17 protein-coding genes are annotated in these 18,813 nt (G+C 74.3%); 16 read left to right on the top strand and 1 reads right to left on the bottom strand.

What is annotated here, in order from left to right; translation table 11 throughout:
* The first annotated feature begins 40 nt into the window (after positions 1-40).
* The 13 genes from AC2H4J_RS04475 to AC2H4J_RS04415 all read left to right on the top strand — a co-directional run bounded on the left by AC2H4J_RS04475 (position 41) and on the right by AC2H4J_RS04415 (position 15,609).
* Positions 41-1,837 carry a thiamine pyrophosphate-requiring protein gene (locus AC2H4J_RS04475; RefSeq protein ID WP_487463620.1) on the top strand — a complete coding sequence of 599 codons (1,797 nt, stop codon included), beginning with the start codon at positions 41-43 and terminating at the stop codon, positions 1,835-1,837.
* A 1-nt stretch (position 1,838) separates the two neighbouring features.
* A complete protein-coding gene (locus AC2H4J_RS04470; RefSeq protein ID WP_487463619.1) occupies positions 1,839-2,267 on the top strand; it encodes a hypothetical protein in 429 nt (142 codons plus the stop codon).
* Positions 2,267-2,965, top strand: a complete 699-nt coding sequence (locus AC2H4J_RS04465; protein ID WP_487463618.1) for a gluconate 2-dehydrogenase subunit 3 family protein — start codon at positions 2,267-2,269, stop codon at positions 2,963-2,965. The genes AC2H4J_RS04470 and AC2H4J_RS04465 overlap by 1 nt, the downstream gene beginning before the upstream one ends.
* Entirely contained in the window at positions 2,962-4,623 is a 1,662-nt protein-coding gene (locus AC2H4J_RS04460; RefSeq protein ID WP_487463617.1) for a GMC family oxidoreductase, read from the top strand. The genes AC2H4J_RS04465 and AC2H4J_RS04460 overlap by 4 nt, the downstream gene beginning before the upstream one ends.
* A complete protein-coding gene (locus tag AC2H4J_RS04455; protein WP_487463616.1) occupies positions 4,620-5,705 on the top strand; it encodes an enolase C-terminal domain-like protein in 1,086 nt (361 codons plus the stop codon). The genes AC2H4J_RS04460 and AC2H4J_RS04455 overlap by 4 nt, the downstream gene beginning before the upstream one ends.
* The gene (locus AC2H4J_RS04450) at positions 5,702-5,959 is read left to right on the top strand and encodes a hypothetical protein (RefSeq protein WP_487463615.1); all 258 of its coding nucleotides are present in this window, start codon (positions 5,702-5,704) and stop codon (positions 5,957-5,959) included. The genes AC2H4J_RS04455 and AC2H4J_RS04450 overlap by 4 nt, the downstream gene beginning before the upstream one ends.
* A 341-nt stretch (positions 5,960-6,300) precedes the next feature.
* Positions 6,301-10,884, top strand: coding sequence for an HAD-IC family P-type ATPase (locus AC2H4J_RS04445; protein ID WP_487463614.1), 4,584 nt, complete (start codon positions 6,301-6,303; stop codon positions 10,882-10,884).
* Positions 10,881-11,222 carry a hypothetical protein gene (locus AC2H4J_RS04440; protein WP_487463613.1) on the top strand — a complete coding sequence of 114 codons (342 nt, stop codon included), beginning with the start codon at positions 10,881-10,883 and terminating at the stop codon, positions 11,220-11,222. Before AC2H4J_RS04445 ends, AC2H4J_RS04440 begins: the two co-directional genes overlap by 4 nt.
* A 60-nt stretch (positions 11,223-11,282) precedes the next feature.
* Positions 11,283-11,552, top strand: a complete 270-nt coding sequence (locus AC2H4J_RS04435; protein WP_487463612.1) for a hypothetical protein — start codon at positions 11,283-11,285, stop codon at positions 11,550-11,552.
* Positions 11,553-12,137: 585 nt separating this feature from the next.
* Positions 12,138-12,371 carry a hypothetical protein gene (locus AC2H4J_RS04430; protein ID WP_487463611.1) on the top strand — a complete coding sequence of 78 codons (234 nt, stop codon included), beginning with the start codon at positions 12,138-12,140 and terminating at the stop codon, positions 12,369-12,371.
* Positions 12,372-12,503: 132 nt separating this feature from the next.
* Positions 12,504-14,162 carry a molybdopterin-dependent oxidoreductase gene (locus AC2H4J_RS04425; protein ID WP_487463610.1) on the top strand — a complete coding sequence of 553 codons (1,659 nt, stop codon included), beginning with the start codon at positions 12,504-12,506 and terminating at the stop codon, positions 14,160-14,162.
* A 153-nt stretch (positions 14,163-14,315) separates the two neighbouring features.
* The gene (locus AC2H4J_RS04420; protein WP_487463609.1) at positions 14,316-14,981 is read left to right on the top strand and encodes a fasciclin domain-containing protein; all 666 of its coding nucleotides are present in this window, start codon (positions 14,316-14,318) and stop codon (positions 14,979-14,981) included.
* Positions 14,982-15,363: 382 nt separating this feature from the next.
* Positions 15,364-15,609, top strand: coding sequence for a hypothetical protein (locus AC2H4J_RS04415; protein WP_487463608.1), 246 nt, complete (start codon positions 15,364-15,366; stop codon positions 15,607-15,609).
* A 12-nt stretch (positions 15,610-15,621) separates the two neighbouring features.
* Here AC2H4J_RS04415 and AC2H4J_RS04410 read toward each other — a convergent pair whose 3' ends face one another.
* Positions 15,622-15,960 (bottom strand): STAS domain-containing protein, encoded by a 339-nt coding sequence (locus tag AC2H4J_RS04410; RefSeq protein ID WP_487463607.1) that lies wholly within the window; start codon positions 15,958-15,960, stop codon positions 15,622-15,624.
* Between the two features lie 114 nt (positions 15,961-16,074).
* Between AC2H4J_RS04410 and AC2H4J_RS04405 the strand changes: the two genes are divergently transcribed.
* Genes AC2H4J_RS04405 through AC2H4J_RS04395 form a run of 3 tightly spaced genes read left to right on the top strand, consistent with a single transcriptional unit; the run spans position 16,075 to position 18,751 of the window.
* Entirely contained in the window at positions 16,075-16,785 is a 711-nt protein-coding gene (locus AC2H4J_RS04405) for a response regulator (RefSeq protein ID WP_487463606.1), read from the top strand.
* A complete protein-coding gene (locus AC2H4J_RS04400) occupies positions 16,782-18,155 on the top strand; it encodes a sensor histidine kinase (protein WP_487463605.1) in 1,374 nt (457 codons plus the stop codon). The genes AC2H4J_RS04405 and AC2H4J_RS04400 overlap by 4 nt, the downstream gene beginning before the upstream one ends.
* Complete coding sequence (locus tag AC2H4J_RS04395; protein WP_487463604.1) at positions 18,152-18,751, top strand: GerMN domain-containing protein; 600 nt, start codon at positions 18,152-18,154, stop codon at positions 18,749-18,751. The genes AC2H4J_RS04400 and AC2H4J_RS04395 overlap by 4 nt, the downstream gene beginning before the upstream one ends.
* Positions 18,752-18,813: the final 62 nt, after the last annotated feature.

Here is an 18,813-nt window from a genome sequence, read left to right as displayed (position 1 = left end):
CCACCAACTATCACGGGACAACCGGATCGGAGATCCCACGATGAGCCAGACCGTTGCCGACTTCCTCCTCGCCCGACTCCGCGACTGGGGCGTCCGCCAGGTGTTCGGCTTCCCCGGCGACGGCATCAACGGCCTGCTCGCCGCGTGGGGGCGTGCCGACGACGACCCCCAGTTCGTCCAGGCCCGCCACGAGGAGATGGCCGCCTTCGAGGCCGTCGGCTTCGCGAAGTTCGGCGACACGTTCGGCGTCTGCGCAGCGACCAGCGGGCCGGGCGCCATCCACCTGCTCAACGGGCTCTACGACGCCAAGCTCGACCACGTGCCGGTCGTGGCCATCGTCGGCCAGACCGCGCGCTCGGCGATGGGCGGCTCCTACCAGCAGGAGGTCGACCTGCTGAGCCTGTTCAAGGACGTGTGCAGCGACTATGTGCAGATGTGCACGGTCCCGGCGCAGCTGCCCAACCTGGTCGACCGGGCCATCCGGATCGCGGTCAGCCAGCAGGCCCCGACCTGCCTCATCTTCCCCTCCGACGTGCTCGAGCTGGAGTACACGCCCCCGGGGCACGCCTTCAAGGAGGTGCCGTCGAGCGTCGGCTTCGCACCCGCGACGGTCACGCCCGACCCGGCCGCGCTGCGGGCCGCCGCTGACCTGCTCAACGCCGGGGAGAAGGTCGCCCTGCTGGTCGGCCAGGGCGCCCGCGGCTGCGCGGCCGAGCTGACCGAGGTGGCCGACCTGCTCGGTGCCGGCGCGGCGAAGGCGCTGCTGGGCAAGGACGTGCTGCCCGACACCCTGCCCTGGGTCACCGGGTCGATCGGCCTGCTCGGCACCACGGCCAGCGACAAGATGATGAAGGGCTGCGACACGCTGCTCACCGTCGGGTCCAACTTCCCGTACACGCAGTTCTACCCGGCGCTGGACCAGGCCCGGGCGGTGCAGATCGACCGGTCGGCGGCCTGGATCGGCATGCGCTACCCGTACGAGATCAACCTGGTCGGCGAAGCGGGGGCCACGCTGCGGGCGCTGATCCCGCTGCTGGAGCGCAAGGCCGACCGGAACTGGCGGGAGAAGGTCGAGTCCGACGTGGCCGACTGGTGGCAGACCGCGGAGCGGCGGGCCATGACCGGCGCCGACCCGGTCAACCCGATGCGGATCTTCTCCGAGCTCTCGCAGCGGCTGCCGGCGAACGCGATGGTCTCCAGCGACTCGGGGAGCTCGGCCAACTGGTACGCCCGGCACCTGAAGTTCCACGGCGACGTCCGGGGAACGCTCTCCGGGAACCTCGCGACGATGGGGCCCGGTGTCCCGTACGCCATCGGCGCGAAGTGGGCGCATCCCGACCGGCCGTCGATCGCGCTCGTGGGCGACGGCGCGATGCAGATGAACGGTCTCGCCGAACTCATCACCGCCGCGAAGTACCACGCGCAGTGGAGCGACCCGCGGCTGATCGTCGCCGTCCTGCACAACGACGACCTCAACCAGGTCACCTGGGAGATGCGGGCCATGGAGGGCTCGCCCAAGTTCGCCGAGTCCCAGACGCTGCCGGACGTCGACTACGCCGCGTTCGCCCGCTCCCTCGGCCTGCAGGGCATCAACGTCGACACCGCGGACGGCGTCGGACCGGCCTGGGACGCCGCGCTGTCGGCCGACCGGCCGACCGTGCTGGACATCCGGTGCGACCCCGACGTGCCGCCCATCCCGCCGCACGCGACGTTCGAGCAGGTGAAGGCGACCGCATCGGCCGTCCTGCACGGCGACGAGGACTCCGCCGGATTCATCAAGCAGGGCATCAAGCAGAAGGTGCAGCAGTACCTGCCCGGCACGAAGGACGGCGACTGAGATGAGCCTGCTCTCCACCGCCCGCCGGGACCTGCGCACCGGCCGGTTCGAGCGCACCCTGTCCGCCCTGACCGCGGCCGGCGCCGCGGTCACCGCGGGCGAGATCTACCTCTCTCACGACAAGGCCAGCTTCGGCAACCGGATGATGTGGTGGCCGGTCGCGGTCGTCCCGGCGGCCATCCCCGCCGGCGTGGCCGCGGTCTTCTCCCGCCGCGCCGCGAAGACCGTGCTGCCGCTCGCCAGCGCGGCCATCGTCGCCAACGGCATCCAGGGCACCTACCTGCACTGGCGCGGCATCGCCCAGCGGCCCGGCGGCTGGACGCTCTACAACATGGAGTCCGGTCCCCCGGTCTTCGCGCCCCTGCTGGCCTCCCTGGTCGGCGGCATGGGCCTGCTGGCCTCGGTCCTGCGCCGCGAGGGGGAGCGCTGATGCCCTACCGCAGCCCCGACTCCCGTGCGATCACCCCGCAGAACCGCGGCCGGTTTCCCGGGTTCGACGTCCTCGCCCAGGTCGACCGCTGGGACGACGTCACCGCCGGTGCCGTCCTGACCCGGCTGAGCCACCCCACGGGGCTGTCGTTCTTCACCGTGCAGGAGGTGGCGATCGCCGCTCCCCTGCTGGATCTGCTGCTCGCCCAGGACGGCGACCCCCGGGTGCCCGTGCTCGAGCTGATCGACGAGCGGCTGGCGCTCCGGGAGACCGACGGCTGGCACTACGACACGATGCCCGAGGACGGCGACGCCTGGCGGCGCACCCTGGCCTGCCTGGACGAGGACGCGCGCGACCGGTTCGACCGCGGCTTCGCTGAACTGGGCTCCGACGCGCAGGCGGCGCTGGTGCAGGCGGTGCAGGAGGCCGACGACGACTGGCACGGCTTCCATCCGGGTCATGTGTGGAGCCTCTGGACCCGGTACGCGTGCACCGCCTTCTACTCCCACCCGTGGGCGTGGAACGAGATCGGCTTCCCGGGTCCCGCCTATCCCCGCGGCTACCTCGGCCTCGGCGTCGACGCCCGCGAGAAGTGGGAGCAGAAGGACACCGAGCCCGCCGATCCGGTGACCGCCGGCCGGCGGATCGAGCAGGCGCGCGCCGAGCACGCCCAACTGCTGCAGCGGGAGTCCCGGTGAAGGGAGAGGCCGCGGTACGCGCGCGCAACGAGTCGGCGTGGCTGCTGCCCAACGACGGTTCCCGCACCAACCACCGGCTGCGGCAGGACATGCGGCGACACGACCTCGACGACGAGGTCGACCTGGTGGTGGTCGGCGCGGGCGCGGGCGGGGCCGTGCTGACGCAGCGGCTGGCCCGCGCGGGGTGGTGCGTGGTCTGCCTGGACGCCGGCCCGTTCTGGGACCCCGACCGTGACTGGGTCAGCGACGAGCGCGGCTCGCACGGCCTCTACTGGACCGAACCGCGGCAGATCGGCGGCGAGGACCCGGTGCCGCTCGGCAGCAACAACTCCGGCCGCGGCGTGGGCGGCTCGATGGTTCACTACGCCGGCTACACCCCCCGGTTCCACCCGTCGGACTTCCGGACGCGGAGCGCGGACGGCGTGGGCGCGGACTGGCCGATCTCCTACGCCCACCTGCGGCCGTACTACGAGGCGATCGAGGCCGAGCTCCCGGTCGCCGGCGAGGACTGGCCCTGGGGCGACCCGCACCGCTACCCGTACTCGCCGCACCCGGTGGGCGGCAACGGCGACATCTTCCTGCGCGGTGCCCACGCCGCCGGGATCGAGGCGCGCGTCGGCCCCGTGGCCATCGCGAACGGCCGCTTCGGCAACCGGCCGCACTGCATCTACCGCGGCTTCTGCCTGCAGGGCTGCAAGGTCAACGCCAAGGCCAGCCCGCTGATCACGCACGTCCCCGACGCGCTCGCGCACGGCGCGGAGATCCGGCCGGACAGCCACGTCAGCCGGGTGCTGGTGGACGACGCCGGCCGGGTCACCGGCGTGACCTACCTGCACCGCGGCCGGGAGTACCGCCAGCGCGCGCGGGCCGTCGCGGTCTGCGGCTACAGCATCGAGACCCCGCGGCTGTTGCTGCTGTCGGCGACGCCGCGGTTCCCCGAGGGATTGGGCAACGAGCACGACCAGGTGGGCCGCTACCTCATGGTCCAGGGCGCGCCGCAGACGGCGGGCCGCTTCGACGAGGAGGTGCGCATGTACAAGGCGCCGCCTCCGGAGGTGAGCAGCGAGCAGTTCTACGAGACCGATCCGGCCAAGCCGTACAAGCGCGGGTGGTCGATCCAGACCGTGAGTCCGCTGCCCATCACCTGGGCCGAGCACGTGGTCGCCCAGGGGCACTGGGGGGCGGTGCTGCGCGAGTACATGCGCGACTACGTGCACTGGGCGTCGCTCGGCGCCCTGTGCGAGTTCCTGCCGCAGGCGGGCAACCGGGTCACCCTCGCCGACGAGAAGGACCGGCACGGCCTGCCCGTCGCCCACTTCTCCTACAGCCAGTGCGACAACGACAAGCAGCTGCTGAAGGCGGCCCGGCAGTCGATGGAGGACATCCTCCGTGCCGCCGGAGCCCGCGAGGTCATCACGATCGAGCGGTACGCCCACCTGGTCGGCGGAGCGCGCCTGGCCGCGCGGCCCGAGGACGGCGTCGTCGACGCCGACCACCGGGTGTTCGGCGTGGCCGGTCTGTTCGTGGTCGACGGCAGCACCCTGCCGACGCAGGGGTCGGCGAACCCGGCCCTCACGATCATGGCGCTGGCCGCCCGCGCCGCCGACCGGATGGTCGCCGGGGCTCGATCGGGCCTGGCCCACGAGGCGGCGCCATGAGCACGCCGATCACCGCCGTCCGCTCGGGCGTCTTCCGCTTCCCCACCCCCACCCCGGAGGCCGACGGCACGTTCGCCTGGGACGCGACGACGGCGGTCACCGTCGAGGTGGAGGCGGGCGGGCGGACGGGGCTCGGCTGGACGTACAGCTCCCCCGCCGCGGCGACGCTGATCGACGGGGAACTCGCCGCGGCGGTGCGTGGACGTGAGCCCTCCGACGTGCCGGGCGCGTGGCGAGCGATGCACCGGGCCGGCCGCAACCTCGGCACGCGCGGACTGTTCGCGCAGGCACTTTCGGCCGTCGACATCGCGCTCTGGGACCTCAAGGGCCGCCTGCTGGAGCGCCCGCTGGCCGACCTGTTCGGCCGGCTCCGCGACCGCGTGCCGGTGTACGGCTCGGGCGGGTTCACCACCTTCGACGACGCGCAGCTCACCGAGCAGGTCGAGGGATGGCGGGCCGCCGGCTGCACGGCCATGAAGATCAAGATCGGCGAGTCGTGGGGCAGCCGGATCGAGCGCGACCTCGAGCGGGTTCGCCGGTTGCGCGAGCTGGCCGGGAACGGCGCCGAGCCCATGGTCGACGCCAACGGCGGCTACACCCCCGGCCAGGCCCGCCGGGTCGGGGCGGTGCTCGACGAGCTGGGCGTGGTCTGGTTCGAGGAGCCGGTCAGCAGCGACGACGTCCCCGCCCTGCAACTGCTGCGTGGGGTGCTGCGGTGCGACGTCGCCGCCGGCGAGTACGTCTCCGACGTCCGGGACGCGGCCCGGCTCATACCCGGCGTGGACTGCCTGCAGCTCGACGCCACCCGGTGCGGGGGCTACACCGGCTGGCTGCGCTGCGCCGCCCTGGCCGAAGCCGCCGGCCTCGAGGTATCGGGGCACTGCGCGCCCGCCCTGCACGCGCCGGTCGCGGCGTCGGTGCCGCGGCTGCGCCACGTCGAGTGGTTCGCCGACCATGCGCGGCTGGAGCCCCTGCTGGCCGACGGCGTGCCACCGGTGGTCGACGGGGCCATGGTCCCCGGCACCGCGCCGGGGCACGGGATGACCCTGTCGCCCGGATCGCAGCGGTGGCGGGCCCGATGAGCGCCCCGCCGTTCACCGAGGTGGTCGACTGGACCGACGGCCGGGTGCGCACGAACGGCCCACTGACCCCGGTCGCCGTCGACCTGCTGGCCGGCACCGTCCACCAGTTGCGCCGGGCCGGGCACGCGCGCGTGGTCGTCGAGGTCAACGCGGGTCCTCCCGACGAGGAGCAGCTCTGCGAGCTGGCCGCGGTGGCCGACGACCTGCGGGCCCACCACTGCGAGCTGGTCGTGCTGTGGAAAGAGGACGAGTAGATCCGGAACTCCGGGCCCGTCGGCCGGCGCCGGAATCGAGCCGAGTGACCGTTCGTCCTGTCCGACTGTCAGTTTCCTGAGAACTCGTTCGGTCCGGTTTCGCCAGCCAGGCTCGCGGTATCCACCGAACCTCGTCGCCACTGAGCGACCTGCCGCGTGATCCGTTCCAACATTCGGGGTGGCAGCCAGGGGGCCACAGTGCAGTTGTGCATCGCTGACCGCACACGGGCTCCTGCGCGACCGCCCCGTGGACCGGTCTCCCGTGGTCCCACCGAGCCGCCCCGACCGTGCGCCCCACGTGACCAGGCCTGCTGATGCTGCGGCTCGGGATTCTCGGAGCGATGGTGCCCACGCTGGTCGGCGCGTCCGTGCGCACGACCGTGGGGCTGGCCGGTGCCACCGCGTCCCTCGTCACACGAACCGGTCGGGCCGCTGCCGAGGCGGCCGTCGGCGCCCCCGGCGGGGTGCTCCGCGGGGCGACCGCTGCACTGAACCGCACGCCCCCGCGGCGGGTGTGGGCGAGGGACGGCCGCGCGCTGCTGGAGGTGTGGGGTCTGGAGGGAGCGGCCGCGGACGTGCTGCCCGGTCGCGTCGAGGCCGTGCTCACGGCCCTGCACGGCGTCTCCTCGGCCCGCGTCGACCTGGTGACCCGCCGGGCGGTGGTGCGCTTCGACCCGGGAGCGCTGACCGTGGAGGAGCTCGTCGAGGCGATCAGGGGCGCAGAGTGCCGCGCCGGAGTGACCCGTCCGGGCTACCACCCCGATGACCCGAGTTTCCCGGCAGACGCCGGTCCGGTCACCGCGGCGGCATGGGGGTTGGCCGCGGACCTGGCCGGGCTGTCCGCTGCGGTGGTCGGGCGGTTCGCGCAGCTGCCGTCGCTGCCGGGCAGCGCCGCGGCGGCGGTCGTCCTGCTCGACAACCAGCCGCGGCTGCGCCGGCTGGTGGAATCCCGGTTGGGCACGTCAGCCACCGACCTGGTGATCGGGACGTCGAACGCCGCCGTGGTCGGACTGACACAGGGCGTGCCCACACTCGTCGTCGAGACCGCCCGACACGCGCAGGACCTGCTGGCCCTGCGGTCCCGACGGGCCGGGTTCACCGCCCGCGCAGGCGACCTGTGGCACGAGGACCGACCGGTCCGGAGGGTCCCCCTTCAGCACGCCGACCGGCCGGTGCCCCTACCGCGCGGTCCGGTCGAGCGCTACGCCGACCGGGCCGCGACCGGGTCCCTGCTGGCCGCGGGTGGCCTCCTCCTCGCCACCGGCAGCGCCGACCTGGCCGGCCGCGCCCTGTTGATCGGCGCCCCGAAGGCGGCCCGGGCCGCACGCGAATCCTTCGCCACCACCCTGGTCGATGGCTTGTCGGCGCGGGGCACGGTCGTCGTGGATCCCGCCGCGCTGCGTCGGTTGGACCGGGTGGACACGGTGGTCGTCGACAGCGCGGTCCTGCACGACGACCGGCCGCTGATCGTGTCCGCCCGCCCGACGGCCGACCAGTGGACCCTCGAACACGTGTGGAGCGCCGCCCAGCGGCTGCTGTGGGAGGCACCGGATCTGCCGATCCCCCCGCCCCTCGGGCGGCAACGCGCACGGCTGGAGCTGGTACGGGCGGACGACGGCGCACGCGGCGGGATCGGTGGCTTGTCGCGCCGGCTGCTCCTGGAGGACGGCGTCCCGGTGGGCGAGGTGCTCGTCGGCACCGAGCTGGACCCCCACGCGGATGCTGTCCTCGCCGGAGGGCAGGGCGGGGATCTTCGCCTGGTCCTCACCGCCGACGCCCCGGCGCCCGAGCTGGCCGGCCGTGCCGCCGAGGTCATCGACGCCGGCCCGCTGGCCGATCAGGTGCGGCGACTGCAGGCGGAGGGGCACGTCGTGGCGCTGATCGCCGCGCAGGAGGAAGCCCTGGCCGCCGCAGACGTGGGCATCGGCGTCGTCCCCCGCGAGGGAAGAGTGCCGTGGGCGGCGGATCTGCTGTGCGGACCCGGCCTGACCGAGGTCCCGCGGCTGCTGGCGGCCCTGCCGGCTGCCTCCGCGGTCAGTGCCCGGGGAGTGACCTCCGCGGCCGCGGCCACCTTCCTGGGCGCGCTGCTAGCCGCGGTCGGTGGCCCTGCCCGCCGCTCGCGGGCGCTGCTCCCGGTGACCGCAGCCGCCGGCCTGGCGCTCGTGTCGGGCACGGTGACCGCCCGTCGGATCTGCCGGCAGCCACCACCTGACCCGGTCTTCCACACCCCCTGGCACGCCCTGGAACCCGATGAGGTGCTGGTTCGGCTGCCGCGGCCGGTTCCCGAGGTCACCGGACCGGACGATGCGACGACGTCCGTGCGGCCCGGGCTCGTCGTACCGGCGCGACTGGCTCCCCTGGGTGCGCTGGTCCGCACCGTCGCCGCCGAGCTGTCCGACCCGCTCACCCCGGTGCTGGCCACCGGCGCGGCGGCCTCGGCGGTGATCGGATCGCCGACCGATGCGCTGCTGGTCGGCGGGGTGCTGGCCGCCAACGCGGTCATCAGCGGCGCGCAGCGCTTGCGGGCCGATCAGGCGATGCGCGCGTTGCTGCTCGATCAGCGCCTCTCCGCTCGCCTGCTCACCGCCCGGTCGCGCGACGCCGGTTCCGAAGCAATCCGGCAGGTCCCGGCCAGCCGCCTGCGGCCGGGAGATGTCATCGACCTGCAGCCGGCGGACGTCGTGCCGGCCGACGCCCGGCTGCTGAAGGTGGACGGCCTGGAGGTCGACGAAGCCAGCCTGACGGGCGAATCCGTGGCCGTCGGCAAGCAGACCCAGGCCACGCCGGGAGCCGAGCTGGCCGATCGGGCCTGCCTGGTCTACGAAGGCACGACCGTGCTGGCCGGTACCGGTCGCGCGGTGGTCGTCGCGGTCGGGGCAGCCACGGAAGCGGGCCAGGCCTTGGCCTTGGCCGGCTCCGCCAGCGCGCCGGTCGGGATGCAGGCCCGGCTGGAGGAGCTGACCCGTCGCGGCTTGCCGATCACGTTGCTGGGCGGTGCCGGAGTGACCGCACTGGCCCTGCTGCGGGGACGACCACTCCCCCGGGCCATCGCCTCCGGCATCAGTGTGGCGGTGGCCGCCGTTCCCGAGGGGTTGCCGCTGGTCGCGACGGTGGCCCAGCTCAGCGCAGCCCGCCGGCTGTCGGCGCGGGGGGTGCTGGTCCGCTCCGCACGCACCGTGGAGGCCCTGGGCCGGGTGGACACCGTGTGCTTCGACAAGACCGGCACCCTGACCGAGGGCCGGCTGCGCCTGGCGCGCGTGGCCGGGCTGAGGCAGCAGTGGGCGCCCGGCGCGGTGCCCGACGATCGGGTCCTGCGTGCCGCGGCGCGTGCCTGCCCGCAGCCGGACGACGGGCGACCGCTCCCCCACGCCACCGACCAGGCCATCGTGGACGCCGCCCGCGAGTTCCTGGGCCCGCAGCCCGAGCGGGACTGGGAGGGACTCTCGGAGCTGCCGTTCCAGTCCGACCGCGGGTTCTCCGCTTCGGTGGGCCGCACCGGCGACGGCCTGCGGCTGGTCGTGAAGGGTGCGCCCGAGGTGCTGCTCCCCCGCTGCACGCACATGCGGGACGACGCCGGCAAGCGGCGACTGGACCGGGCCGGCCGCGAGCGGGCCGCCCGGACGGTGCACGACCTGGCCGGCCAGGGGCTACGCGTCCTCGCCGTCGCGCGTCGCACCATCAGCCAGGCACTGTCCGACGTCGACCGCCTACCGGCGGACACCGACCCCGAGGACCTCACCGAGGACCTCACCCTCCTCGGCTTCGTGGCGCTGGCCGACATCCCGCGTCCCCAGGCGGCTCCGACCGTCGCCGCTCTGCAGGACGCGGGGCTGTCCACCGTCATGATCACCGGGGATCACCCGGTCACCGCTCAGGCGATCGCCACGAGCCTGGGGATCCCCGCCGATCGGGTGGTCACCGGTCCCGAGCTCGCGGGCCTGGACGACGCCGCCCGCACCGCGCTGGTCAGCCGGGCCAGTGTTTTCGCCCGGGTTTCTCCCGAGCAGAAGCTGCGGATCATCGCGGCACTGCAACGGGCCGGTCGGGTGGTGGCGATGGCCGGCGACGGCGCGAACGACGCCGCCGCCATCCGGCTGGCCGACGTGGGCATCGGCATGGCTGCCCGCGGCTCCGTCGCCGCACGGACCGCCGCGGACCTGGTGCTGACCGAGCCGGACGTGAGCCTGCTCCTGGACGCGCTCGTCGAGGGCCGCGCGATGTGGGTGCGAGTGCGTGATGCGGTGGCCATCCTGCTGGGCGGGAACGCCGGTGAGGTCGGGTTCACCCTCGCCGGCACCGCGCTGGCCGGGCGGGCACCGCTCGGCGTCCGCCAGTTCCTGCTGGTCAACATGCTCACCGACCTCCTCCCCTCGATGGCCATCGCCCTCGCGCCCACTCCCGGCGACCCGCTCGAGCGACGGCAGGTGCTGGCCGGCGGGGTGCCCTCCCTCGGCAGTCCGCTGCTGCGCGACATCGCCGTCCGGGGGGTGGCCACCGGCGCCGGCGCGCTGGCCGCGTGGCAGATCGGCCGGTTCACCGGCACCCGGCGCCGGGCCAGCACCATGGGCCTGGCCGCCCTGGTCGGCACGCAGCTGGGCCAGACCCTGCTCGTGGGGGGCCGCAATCCGGTCGTTCTGGCCACCGGCATCGGGTCGAGCGTCGTCCTCGCGGGCATCATCCAGACGCCGGGCCTGAGCCAGTTCTTCGGCTGCACACCGATGGGCCCGATCGCGTGGCTCACCGTCGCCGGATGCGCCACCGGCACCACCGTCCTGGCCGCCGCCACCGGCCGCCTCGTGCCGCCGGCGGGTGACCGCACCGACGACCGGCGGCGTCCCGGGGCCGTCGCGCCGGCGGCTCCGCCGGCGCCCGACGGACAGACCGTCGGCAGGATCCGCCGACTCGAGGACAAGGAGCTCCGATGACCACCACCACCGCTGCACCGGCGGCCGCCACCGGGGTGGCCGCGCGGCTTCCCGGCACGACGGACCGGCCGCACCCCCGCGGACCCCACCAGCGGGCCGCGCAGCACGCCGTCGAGGTCAACACCACGCACCTGGAGTTCCATCTCGGTGACACCGACGTCCAGGTCACGCTGCCGCCGCTGGACAAGCTGGCCTTCTATGCCGGCCTGGCCGGCGGGGTCGCCTTCGGTCTCCTCGAGTGGCCGGTCGCTGTCGTGGCCGGCGTGGGACACGTCCTCTCCGACGACCGCCGCAACCGCATGCTCCACGCACTCGGTGAAGCCCTCGACGCGGCCTGAGCCGGCCATCCCGACGCGCGTGCACGGACGTCCGCCATCCCACTTCGACAGGGAGCAACCATGACCGATCCCGACAACCCGACCATCGTGGACACGGGCGCCGCACACCCGCACCCCGGCACCTCGACCAGGAGCCACAGCACCAGCGACCAGATCGCTTCCCTGCTCTCCGCCCCCGTCGAGATGGTCCAGCGCGTGCTGCCCGACAGCCCCGTCCCTGTTGCTCTGGGCGTCGCGGCGCTCGCCGTTGCCGGCGTCGTGGAGTGGCCGGTCGTGCTCGCCGCCGGGCTCGGCTACGTGGCCCTGCGGCAGTGGCACCGGCCGGCCTAGCGAGCAGAGACCCAGCGCCTCCTCAGGCTGAGCCCGGCGCCCCGGGGGATGGTCCGCGGACGGCATGGTTCCATCCGCCGCGGGTACGTGAGCACAGTCGCTGAACGGCCCTGAGACGGTGGGCACTGAGCGACCCGACCAGGACAGTCTCCATGACCACTGCCGAGATCACCATGACGAGCACTGAGGTCGGAACCCGGCGCGGCGTGGCCGGTCGGAAGCCAGTGCGCTGCCCCGCGAGATCGGCCCGCCCCGCCCCGACCCGGCTGGGACACGAGTGAGATGCCCCCTCCGAGCAGGCGCGCCACGCCGAAGAAAGCCACGCCGGGGAAAGCCGACGGCACGGACCCCGAGGTCGCCTCGGGCGACGTGACCGCTCAGCAACCGGCTACCTCGGGAGCCGGGCAGACGTCCGGCGCACCCGGGGAGCGAACGACGCTGACGCTGCGCCTTCCGTTGATCACGGTGTCGCTCGCCCGCCCTGCCGGCAACGCCCCCCGGCCCGTCGGCACGTCGACGCGGCCGGCGGCGCCGCCGCCCCGGACTGCCACGAGCCCCAACCCCGGGTCCGGGGGCGGGCAGCGCTTGCTGTTCTACGCCGGGGTCGCGGCGCTCGGGGTGGCCGGCGTCGTCGACTGGCCGGTGGCCGCCGCCATCGCTGCCGGGACCTACATCGCCGCCCACAGCCGCTCGACCACGCAGCCACCGGCCGGTGCCCCCTATCGGGATGCACTCACGGGGACGCCGCCGCCGGCGACGCGCGCCGCCGCGCCGGTCGCGACCACTTCCGGGGAGGGCACGGTCACGCCCCCGCCCTGACCCGTCCCGTCCGGTCGCTACGACCGGCTGCCCAGACATGACCGCGGCGCTCCGCCGGCCCCGAGTCCGACGAACACCGAATACTGCGCACAACCGATGAACCGTCGAGGCGGTAGCGGCCGAACCCCGGGCATGATCGACACCGAGCCCGCCCCGGCTCCCGCCGCCGGTCGTCCCGACCGCGGCCGGTGGGTCCGCCGGGTGCTGGGAGCGCTGGCCGGGCTGCTCGCCGCGGCGGTGGCCCTGGGGGTCGGAGAGCTCGTCGCCGGACTGGTGCGACCGGCCGCCTCGCCCGTCGTGGCGGTCGGCAACGCCGCGATCACCCTCGTTCCGGAGTCGATGAAGGAGTTCGCGATCCGGACGTTCGGCGAGCGGGACAAGCTCGCCCTGGTTGTCGGAGTGCTGGCCGTGGTCGCGCTCTACGCAGTGCTGGTCGGCCTGGTCGCACTGCGAGACCGGCGGGCCGGCGCGCTGGGGGTGGCGCTGTTCGGCGTGGTCGGGGTGGTCGCGGCGGTCACCCGGCCGTCCGCCGGAGCGCTCGACGGGCTGCCCTCCCTGCTCGGCGCCCTGGTGGGCGTGCCGACCCTGCTCCTCCTCATCGCGCCCCTCACCGCACCCCGCCGGTCGGCTCCTGCCGCCGGCCCGGCCGCGCCGGCCGGGTCGGTCGCCGATCGGCTGCGCGACGTGCTCGGGTCCGGCGACCGCAAGGGCGTCTCCCTGGACCGGCGCCGTTTCTTCGTCACCGGCGGCGTGGCCGTCGGGGTCGCCGTGCTCGCCGGCGGGGGCGGCCGCCTGCTCCGGCAGCGCTTCGACGTCGCCGAGGCACGCGCCGGGCTGACCCTCCCCCGGCCCGCGTCACCCGCCCCGCGACTGCCCGCCGGTGCGGACCTGGCCACGACGGTGCGCGGGGTGACTCCGCTGGTCACCGCCAGCCGGGACTTCTACCGGGTCGACACCGCGCTCACCGTTCCGCAGATCCGGCCCACGGACTACGTGCTGTCGCTGTCGGGGAAGTTCGACCGCCGGCGCACCTTCGGACTGCAGGACCTCTTCGACCGTCGCGACCTCATCGAGCGGGACGTGACGCTGACCTGCGTCTCCAACGAGGTGGGCGGCCAGTTGGCGGGCACGGCGCGGTGGCTGGGCGTTCCGCTGGGCGCGTTCCTGCGGGAGAACGGCATCGGCGCGGACTCCACGCAGCTGGTCTGCCGCTCCGTCGACGGCATGACGATCGGCGCGCCGACGAAGGCCGCGCTGGACACCGAGGACGCGATGCTCGCCTTCGGCATGAACGGGAAGCCGCTGCCGACCGAGCACGGCTTCCCGGTCCGCATGATCATCCCGGGCCTCTACGGCTACGTCTCGGCGTGCAAGTGGCTGACCTCGGTGGAGGCCACGACCTTCGAGGCCTTCGATCCGTACTGGGTGCGCCGCGGGTGGGCTCCGCAGGCGCCGATCAAGGTGGCCTCGCGGATCGACACCCCCGCGGCGCTGCGCACCTTCCCGGCCGGCCGCCGTCCGATCGCGGGGGTGGCCTGGGCGCAGACCCGCGGCATCGCTTCCGTCGAGGTGCAGGTCGACGACGGTGCTTGGCAGCAGGCCGAGCTCTCGCCGGAGACGGACGCCGATCTCTGGCGGCAGTGGGTGCTGCCGTACGAATTCCGGGCCGGCACCCACACCCTGACCGTCCGGGCCACCGCCGCGAACGGCGAGCTGCAGACCTCCGATCGGGCCAGCCCCTTCCCGAACGGCTCCAGCGGCTGGCACTCGATCCAGGTGACCGCCCGCTGACGTCCGGACGCCCCCCGTCCGACCTCCCAAGACCCGCCCCGGCTCGTTGTCGGCGGCGAACCGGAGCCGCTCTCGCGGCCCGGAGCACCTCCCTCCCGCGACGTGGCCATGACGGCTGCGCTCGCAACGGACACCCGAAGGAGAACAACCGACGTGAAGCGCACCCTCCTCACCCGTAGTGCCCTGCTGGTCGCGGCGACCTCGATGGCCGTCACCCTCTCGGCCTGCGGCTCGGACAGCTCCTCCGACACGGCGGCTTCCGGCTCGAGCAGCTCCTCCGACATGAGCTCTGCGGCGCCGTCCAACAGCGCGAAGATGGCCGATCAGCCGTTCGGCTCGGGCTGCTCCGCGGTTCCGGCCGACGGCGCCGGCAGCTTCTCCGGCATGAGCAGCGCTCCGGTCGCCACTGCGGCGAGCAACAACCCGGTGCTGTCCACGCTCGTCCAGGCGGTCACCGCGGCCAACCTGGGCGACACGCTGAACTCCGCTCAGGACATCACCGTGCTGGCCCCGGCCAACCCGGCGTTCGAGGCCATCCCCGCCGACACGCTCAACGCCGTCCTGGCCGACAAGCAGATGCTGACCACGATCCTCACGCACCACGTGATCCAGGGCCGGCTCACGCCGGACAAGCTGGCCGGCGAGCACACCACGCTGGCCGGGGACAAGGTCACCATCGCCGGGTCCGGGGAGAACTTCACCGTCGCCGGCGACGGGACCGAGACCGGCATGCAGGCCTCGGTCATCTGCGGCAACGTGCAGACCGCCAACGCCACCGTCTACATCATCGACCAGGTGCTGAAGCCCACCGCCGGGTGATCCACCGACTCGGCTGTGCGGCCGCCGACCCCTCGCGCAGGGGTTCGGCGGCCGCGCGGTGCATTCCCTACGTGTGCGGCGAGGAGCGCCGCGACATCCGCTGTTCCCCCACCAGCGGTGGGGCCTGCCGCTTGCCACAACCCGTGCAGAAGCGGATTCCGTGGTTCTGCGCACCGCACTGCGAACACCTCATACCGAACCTCCTCAGGACGTGGCGACAGCCTGTCGCGTCGCCCCGCGGCACGACGGCCGCTACGGAGATCTGGGACGAGTCGTCCGGAAACCGTCATCGACGCCGGGGCAGTTTGCGATCGCGTGACAGCTCGCCAGACCCAGCACATCGGCTGGCTTGTCGGGACGGCCGGACCGCAGGCTGGCGGCCATGACTGCGATGTGGGTCCAGTCCCTCCACAACCTCCACTGCCCGACCTGCGACCACCGGCTGCTGCAGCGCGCGCGGCGATTCTTCGTCCCCGAGCGCGCGGTGCACTACTACGTCGGCGAGGTCGGCACGCTCGTCTGCCCCGGCGGGCACTCGTTGCCCGACCGGGAGGCCCTGTACGCCCATCGGGCGAACCGTGGGCACGCCCCGCACGCACCCGTTGCCGAGGTCACCCGCGTCGTGTGATGCGGGCGGCGGTCAGGCAGCGTCGTGGTGGCCGTGCGGTTCCACCCGCAGGACCTGCCGGAGCCCCGTCCGGCGGAGCATCTCCCGCGTCCGGCGGTCGGGGCTCCGCAGCACGAGGCCGCCGCCTCGCGCCCGGCAGGCGCGGTGGGCCCACAGGAAGCTCGCCAGTGCCGGGCTGGCGAGGGGCGGTACGCCGAGGAGATCCACCACGATCCGGCGCGCGCCGGCGCGCAACGCGTCGTGGAGCAGCCAGCGCACGTCTGCGAGCCCCTCGCCGAGCGGGAGGTCGCCCAGGCGGACGACGACCTCGTCGGCCTCGCCGGGAGCCCGCGCCGGACGGGTGCTGGTCATGACCGCAACGGTCGCCGGTCCGCATTGCGGGAGGCCTGGCCATTTCTTGGAGATTCCATGACGGTTCCCGGGCGAGCCCGTTGCGTGCCGCACCCGATGGCAGCATGGGCCGACGTGGCCCCCCGACTGCTCGTCGTCGAGGACGACGACCACATCCGGACCGCCCTCCGCTGGGCGCTGGAGGACGAGGGGTACGCCGTCGAAGAGGCGGTGAGCGGCGAGGACGCCTGCCGGCAGGTGTCCGTCTCGCCGCCGGACCTGATGGTGCTCGACCTGATGCTGGGGCAGATGGACGGCTTCGACGTCGTCCGCGAGGTGCGGCGCGCCCACGACCTGCCGATCATCGTCGTCAGCGCCCGGGCCGACACCCACGACATCGTCGCGGCGCTGGAGGCCGGCGCCGACGACTACGTGACCAAGCCCTTCCAGGTCAAGGAGATCACCGCCCGGCTGCGGGCGCTGCGCCGGCGGGTGGCGCCGGCACCCGCGTCCGACGGCGACGGGCCGCCCGAGGTCGTGCTCGACCGCGACCCGGCCGGCCCCCTGGTGCTGCGGGAGCAGCGCGGCACCGTGCACCGCGGCGGCGAGCAGCTGCCGCTGACCGTGACGGAGTTCCGGCTGCTGTGCGAGCTCGCGGCCGCGCCGGGGCGGGTGCTCAGCCGGCAGGAGCTGCTCGAGCGGGTCTGGCAGCACGGTTTCTTCGGCGACGAACGCATCGTCGACGTCCACGTCAGGCGGTTGCGCACGAAGGTCGAGCGGGACCCGAGCTCGCCCCAGCTGGTGGTGACGGTGCGCGGCCTCGGCTACCGGCTGGACCCGCGGTGAGGGCAGCGCCCAGGCCGCGCGGCCTCCGGGCGCGCATCGTCCTGGCCTTCGGCGCCGGCGCCCTGCTCGTCTCGGCGGTGCTCGTCGTGACCACGTTCCTGCTCGCCCGCAGCTACCTGCTGGACCAGCGTGAGCGCACCGCCACCCGGCAGGCCTTCGTCGACGCCAACCTGCTCCGTAGCCGACTGGCCACCGCCGGCACCGACGTCGGCGACGTGCTGGCCGACGTGGGGCCCTCCGGTGGTGCGGCCGTCGTCGTCCGCAGGGGCGATGCCTGGTACTCCTCGGCGCTCGACGTCGGCGCCCGCGACGTCCCCGCGGCCCTGCAGGCCGTCGTCACCGAGGGCTCGGCCGGAACCATGCGCGTCGCCTCCGCCGTGGGGCCGCGGCTGGTCATCGGCGTGCCGGTCGTCGCCGCCGACCTGCAGTTCTACGAGGTCGCCCCGCTGGTCGAGCTGGACGCGGTGCTGCACACGGTCGCCACGGTGCTCGGCGCCGGCGCGGCCACGGCGACGGTGGCCGGGGCGGGCTTCGGCGTCTGGGCCAGCCGACGGGTCGTCCAGCCGCTCGAGCAGGTGGCTGCCGCCGCGTCGCAGATCGCGGGTGGTGAGCTCGACGCCCGGCTGCCCAGCACCGACGACCCCGACCTGGTGGCCATCGTGGGCAGCTTCAACTCGATGGTGGACGCGCTCGCGTCGCGCATCGAGCGCGACGACCGGTTCGTCGGCGACGTCAGCCACGAGCTGCGCAGCCCGCTGACGAGCCTCGTCACCAGCGTGGAGGTCCTCGGCGGCCGCCGCGCCGAGCTGTCGCCGCGGTCGCAGCAGGCGCTGGAACTCATCGAGGGTCAGCTCGACCGCTTCCGCGCCACGCTGGACGACCTGCTCGAGCTCGCCCGCCTCGACAGCGGCTCCACCGACGCCGGGCCCCCGCCCCGCGTCGCGCTGGGCGCGCTGACGCGGGCGGTGCTGACCGCCACCGGTCACTCCCTCGACCTGCTCACCGCGGACGACGACGAGCGCACCTACGTCCACGCCGACAAGCACCGGCTGGAGCGGGCCGTGCGCAATCTGCTGGACAACGCCGACCGCCACGGCGGCGGCCCCTGCGCGGTGCGGGTGGAGCGTCGCGACGGCACGGTCCTGCTGACGGTCGACGACGCCGGGCCCGGCGTGGCGCCCGATGACCGGGAACGCATCTTCGAGCGCTTCGCCCGAGGGCCGCGGGCTGCCCGTGCGTCCCTGCCGGGAGCCGGGCTGGGGCTGGCCATCGTGGCCGAGACCGCGGCCTCGCAGGGCGGCGCGGCGTGGTGCTCGGCCAGTCCGCTCGGTGGCGCGCGGTTGAGCCTGTCCCTGCCGGCGGCGCCGTGAGCCTGCGCCGTCGGCTGCTCCTGCTCGCAACGGCCGCCCTCGTCGCGGGCTGCGGCGTGCCGACCGGGGGGGCGCCGGAGACGCTCGCCCCCACGGACATCCCCTACGCGCTCGCCTCGCCGTCGCCCGGGTCACCGGCCGCCACCTCCTCCCCCGCCCGGCAGGACCGCCCGCGGGTGTACCTGGTGGACGCGCACGACGTCCTGGTCCCGAGCGGCCGCGACGTCACGGGGTCGACGGCGGCGCAACGCGTCAACGACCTGCTCGCCCAGCTCGCCGCGGGCCCGACGTCCGGGGAGCGCGATGCCGAGGTCACCACGGCGCTCCCCCCGCGGGTGCGGCTGTCCGTGACCCGCGTCGACGGCGGCACCGCCACCGTCGACCTCGCGGGGGCGAGCGACGCGCCGGCAGGCGAGCAGAGCCGGCGTGCGGTCGGGCAGATCGTGCTGACCGCGACCAGCGTGCCGGGAATCTCCGCGGTGCTGCTGACCCACGACGGCGAGCCCCTGGAGGCGCCACTGCCGTCGGGTGAACTCACCGCGGCGCCCCTCACCGCCGCCGACTACGCACCGTTGCTGTCCGCCCGCCCCTCCTGAGTTTGCGATCCCGTGACGAGCCCGTGACGAGTTCCCGGGCGAGGGCCTGGATCACCCGCACG

It is taken from the genome of Blastococcus sp. OS1-29 (genome assembly GCF_057628075.1).
Note: the sequence above shows the minus strand (reverse complement) of the source record. Positions and strands in the feature narration are given on the sequence as shown.

What these genes read in the sequence shown, in the direction of transcription:
- AC2H4J_RS04435 (WP_487463612.1), top strand. Translation starts at nt 11,283, where the DNA reads ATGACCGATCCCGACAACCCGACCATCGTGGACACGGGCGCCGCACAC.
- AC2H4J_RS04415 (WP_487463608.1), top strand. Translation starts at nt 15,364, where the DNA reads ATGACTGCGATGTGGGTCCAGTCCCTCCACAACCTCCACTGCCCGACC.
- AC2H4J_RS04475 (WP_487463620.1), top strand. Translation starts at nt 41, where the DNA reads ATGAGCCAGACCGTTGCCGACTTCCTCCTCGCCCGACTCCGCGACTGG.
- AC2H4J_RS04425 (WP_487463610.1), top strand. Translation starts at nt 12,504, where the DNA reads ATGATCGACACCGAGCCCGCCCCGGCTCCCGCCGCCGGTCGTCCCGAC.
- AC2H4J_RS04445 (WP_487463614.1), top strand. Translation starts at nt 6,301, where the DNA reads ATGGTGCCCACGCTGGTCGGCGCGTCCGTGCGCACGACCGTGGGGCTG.
- AC2H4J_RS04410 (WP_487463607.1), bottom strand. Translation starts at nt 15,960, where the DNA reads ATGACCAGCACCCGTCCGGCGCGGGCTCCCGGCGAGGCCGACGAGGTC.
- AC2H4J_RS04470 (WP_487463619.1), top strand. Translation starts at nt 1,839, where the DNA reads ATGAGCCTGCTCTCCACCGCCCGCCGGGACCTGCGCACCGGCCGGTTC.
- AC2H4J_RS04465 (WP_487463618.1), top strand. Translation starts at nt 2,267, where the DNA reads ATGCCCTACCGCAGCCCCGACTCCCGTGCGATCACCCCGCAGAACCGC.
- AC2H4J_RS04455 (WP_487463616.1), top strand. Translation starts at nt 4,620, where the DNA reads ATGAGCACGCCGATCACCGCCGTCCGCTCGGGCGTCTTCCGCTTCCCC.
- AC2H4J_RS04440 (WP_487463613.1), top strand. Translation starts at nt 10,881, where the DNA reads ATGACCACCACCACCGCTGCACCGGCGGCCGCCACCGGGGTGGCCGCG.
- AC2H4J_RS04450 (WP_487463615.1), top strand. Translation starts at nt 5,702, where the DNA reads ATGAGCGCCCCGCCGTTCACCGAGGTGGTCGACTGGACCGACGGCCGG.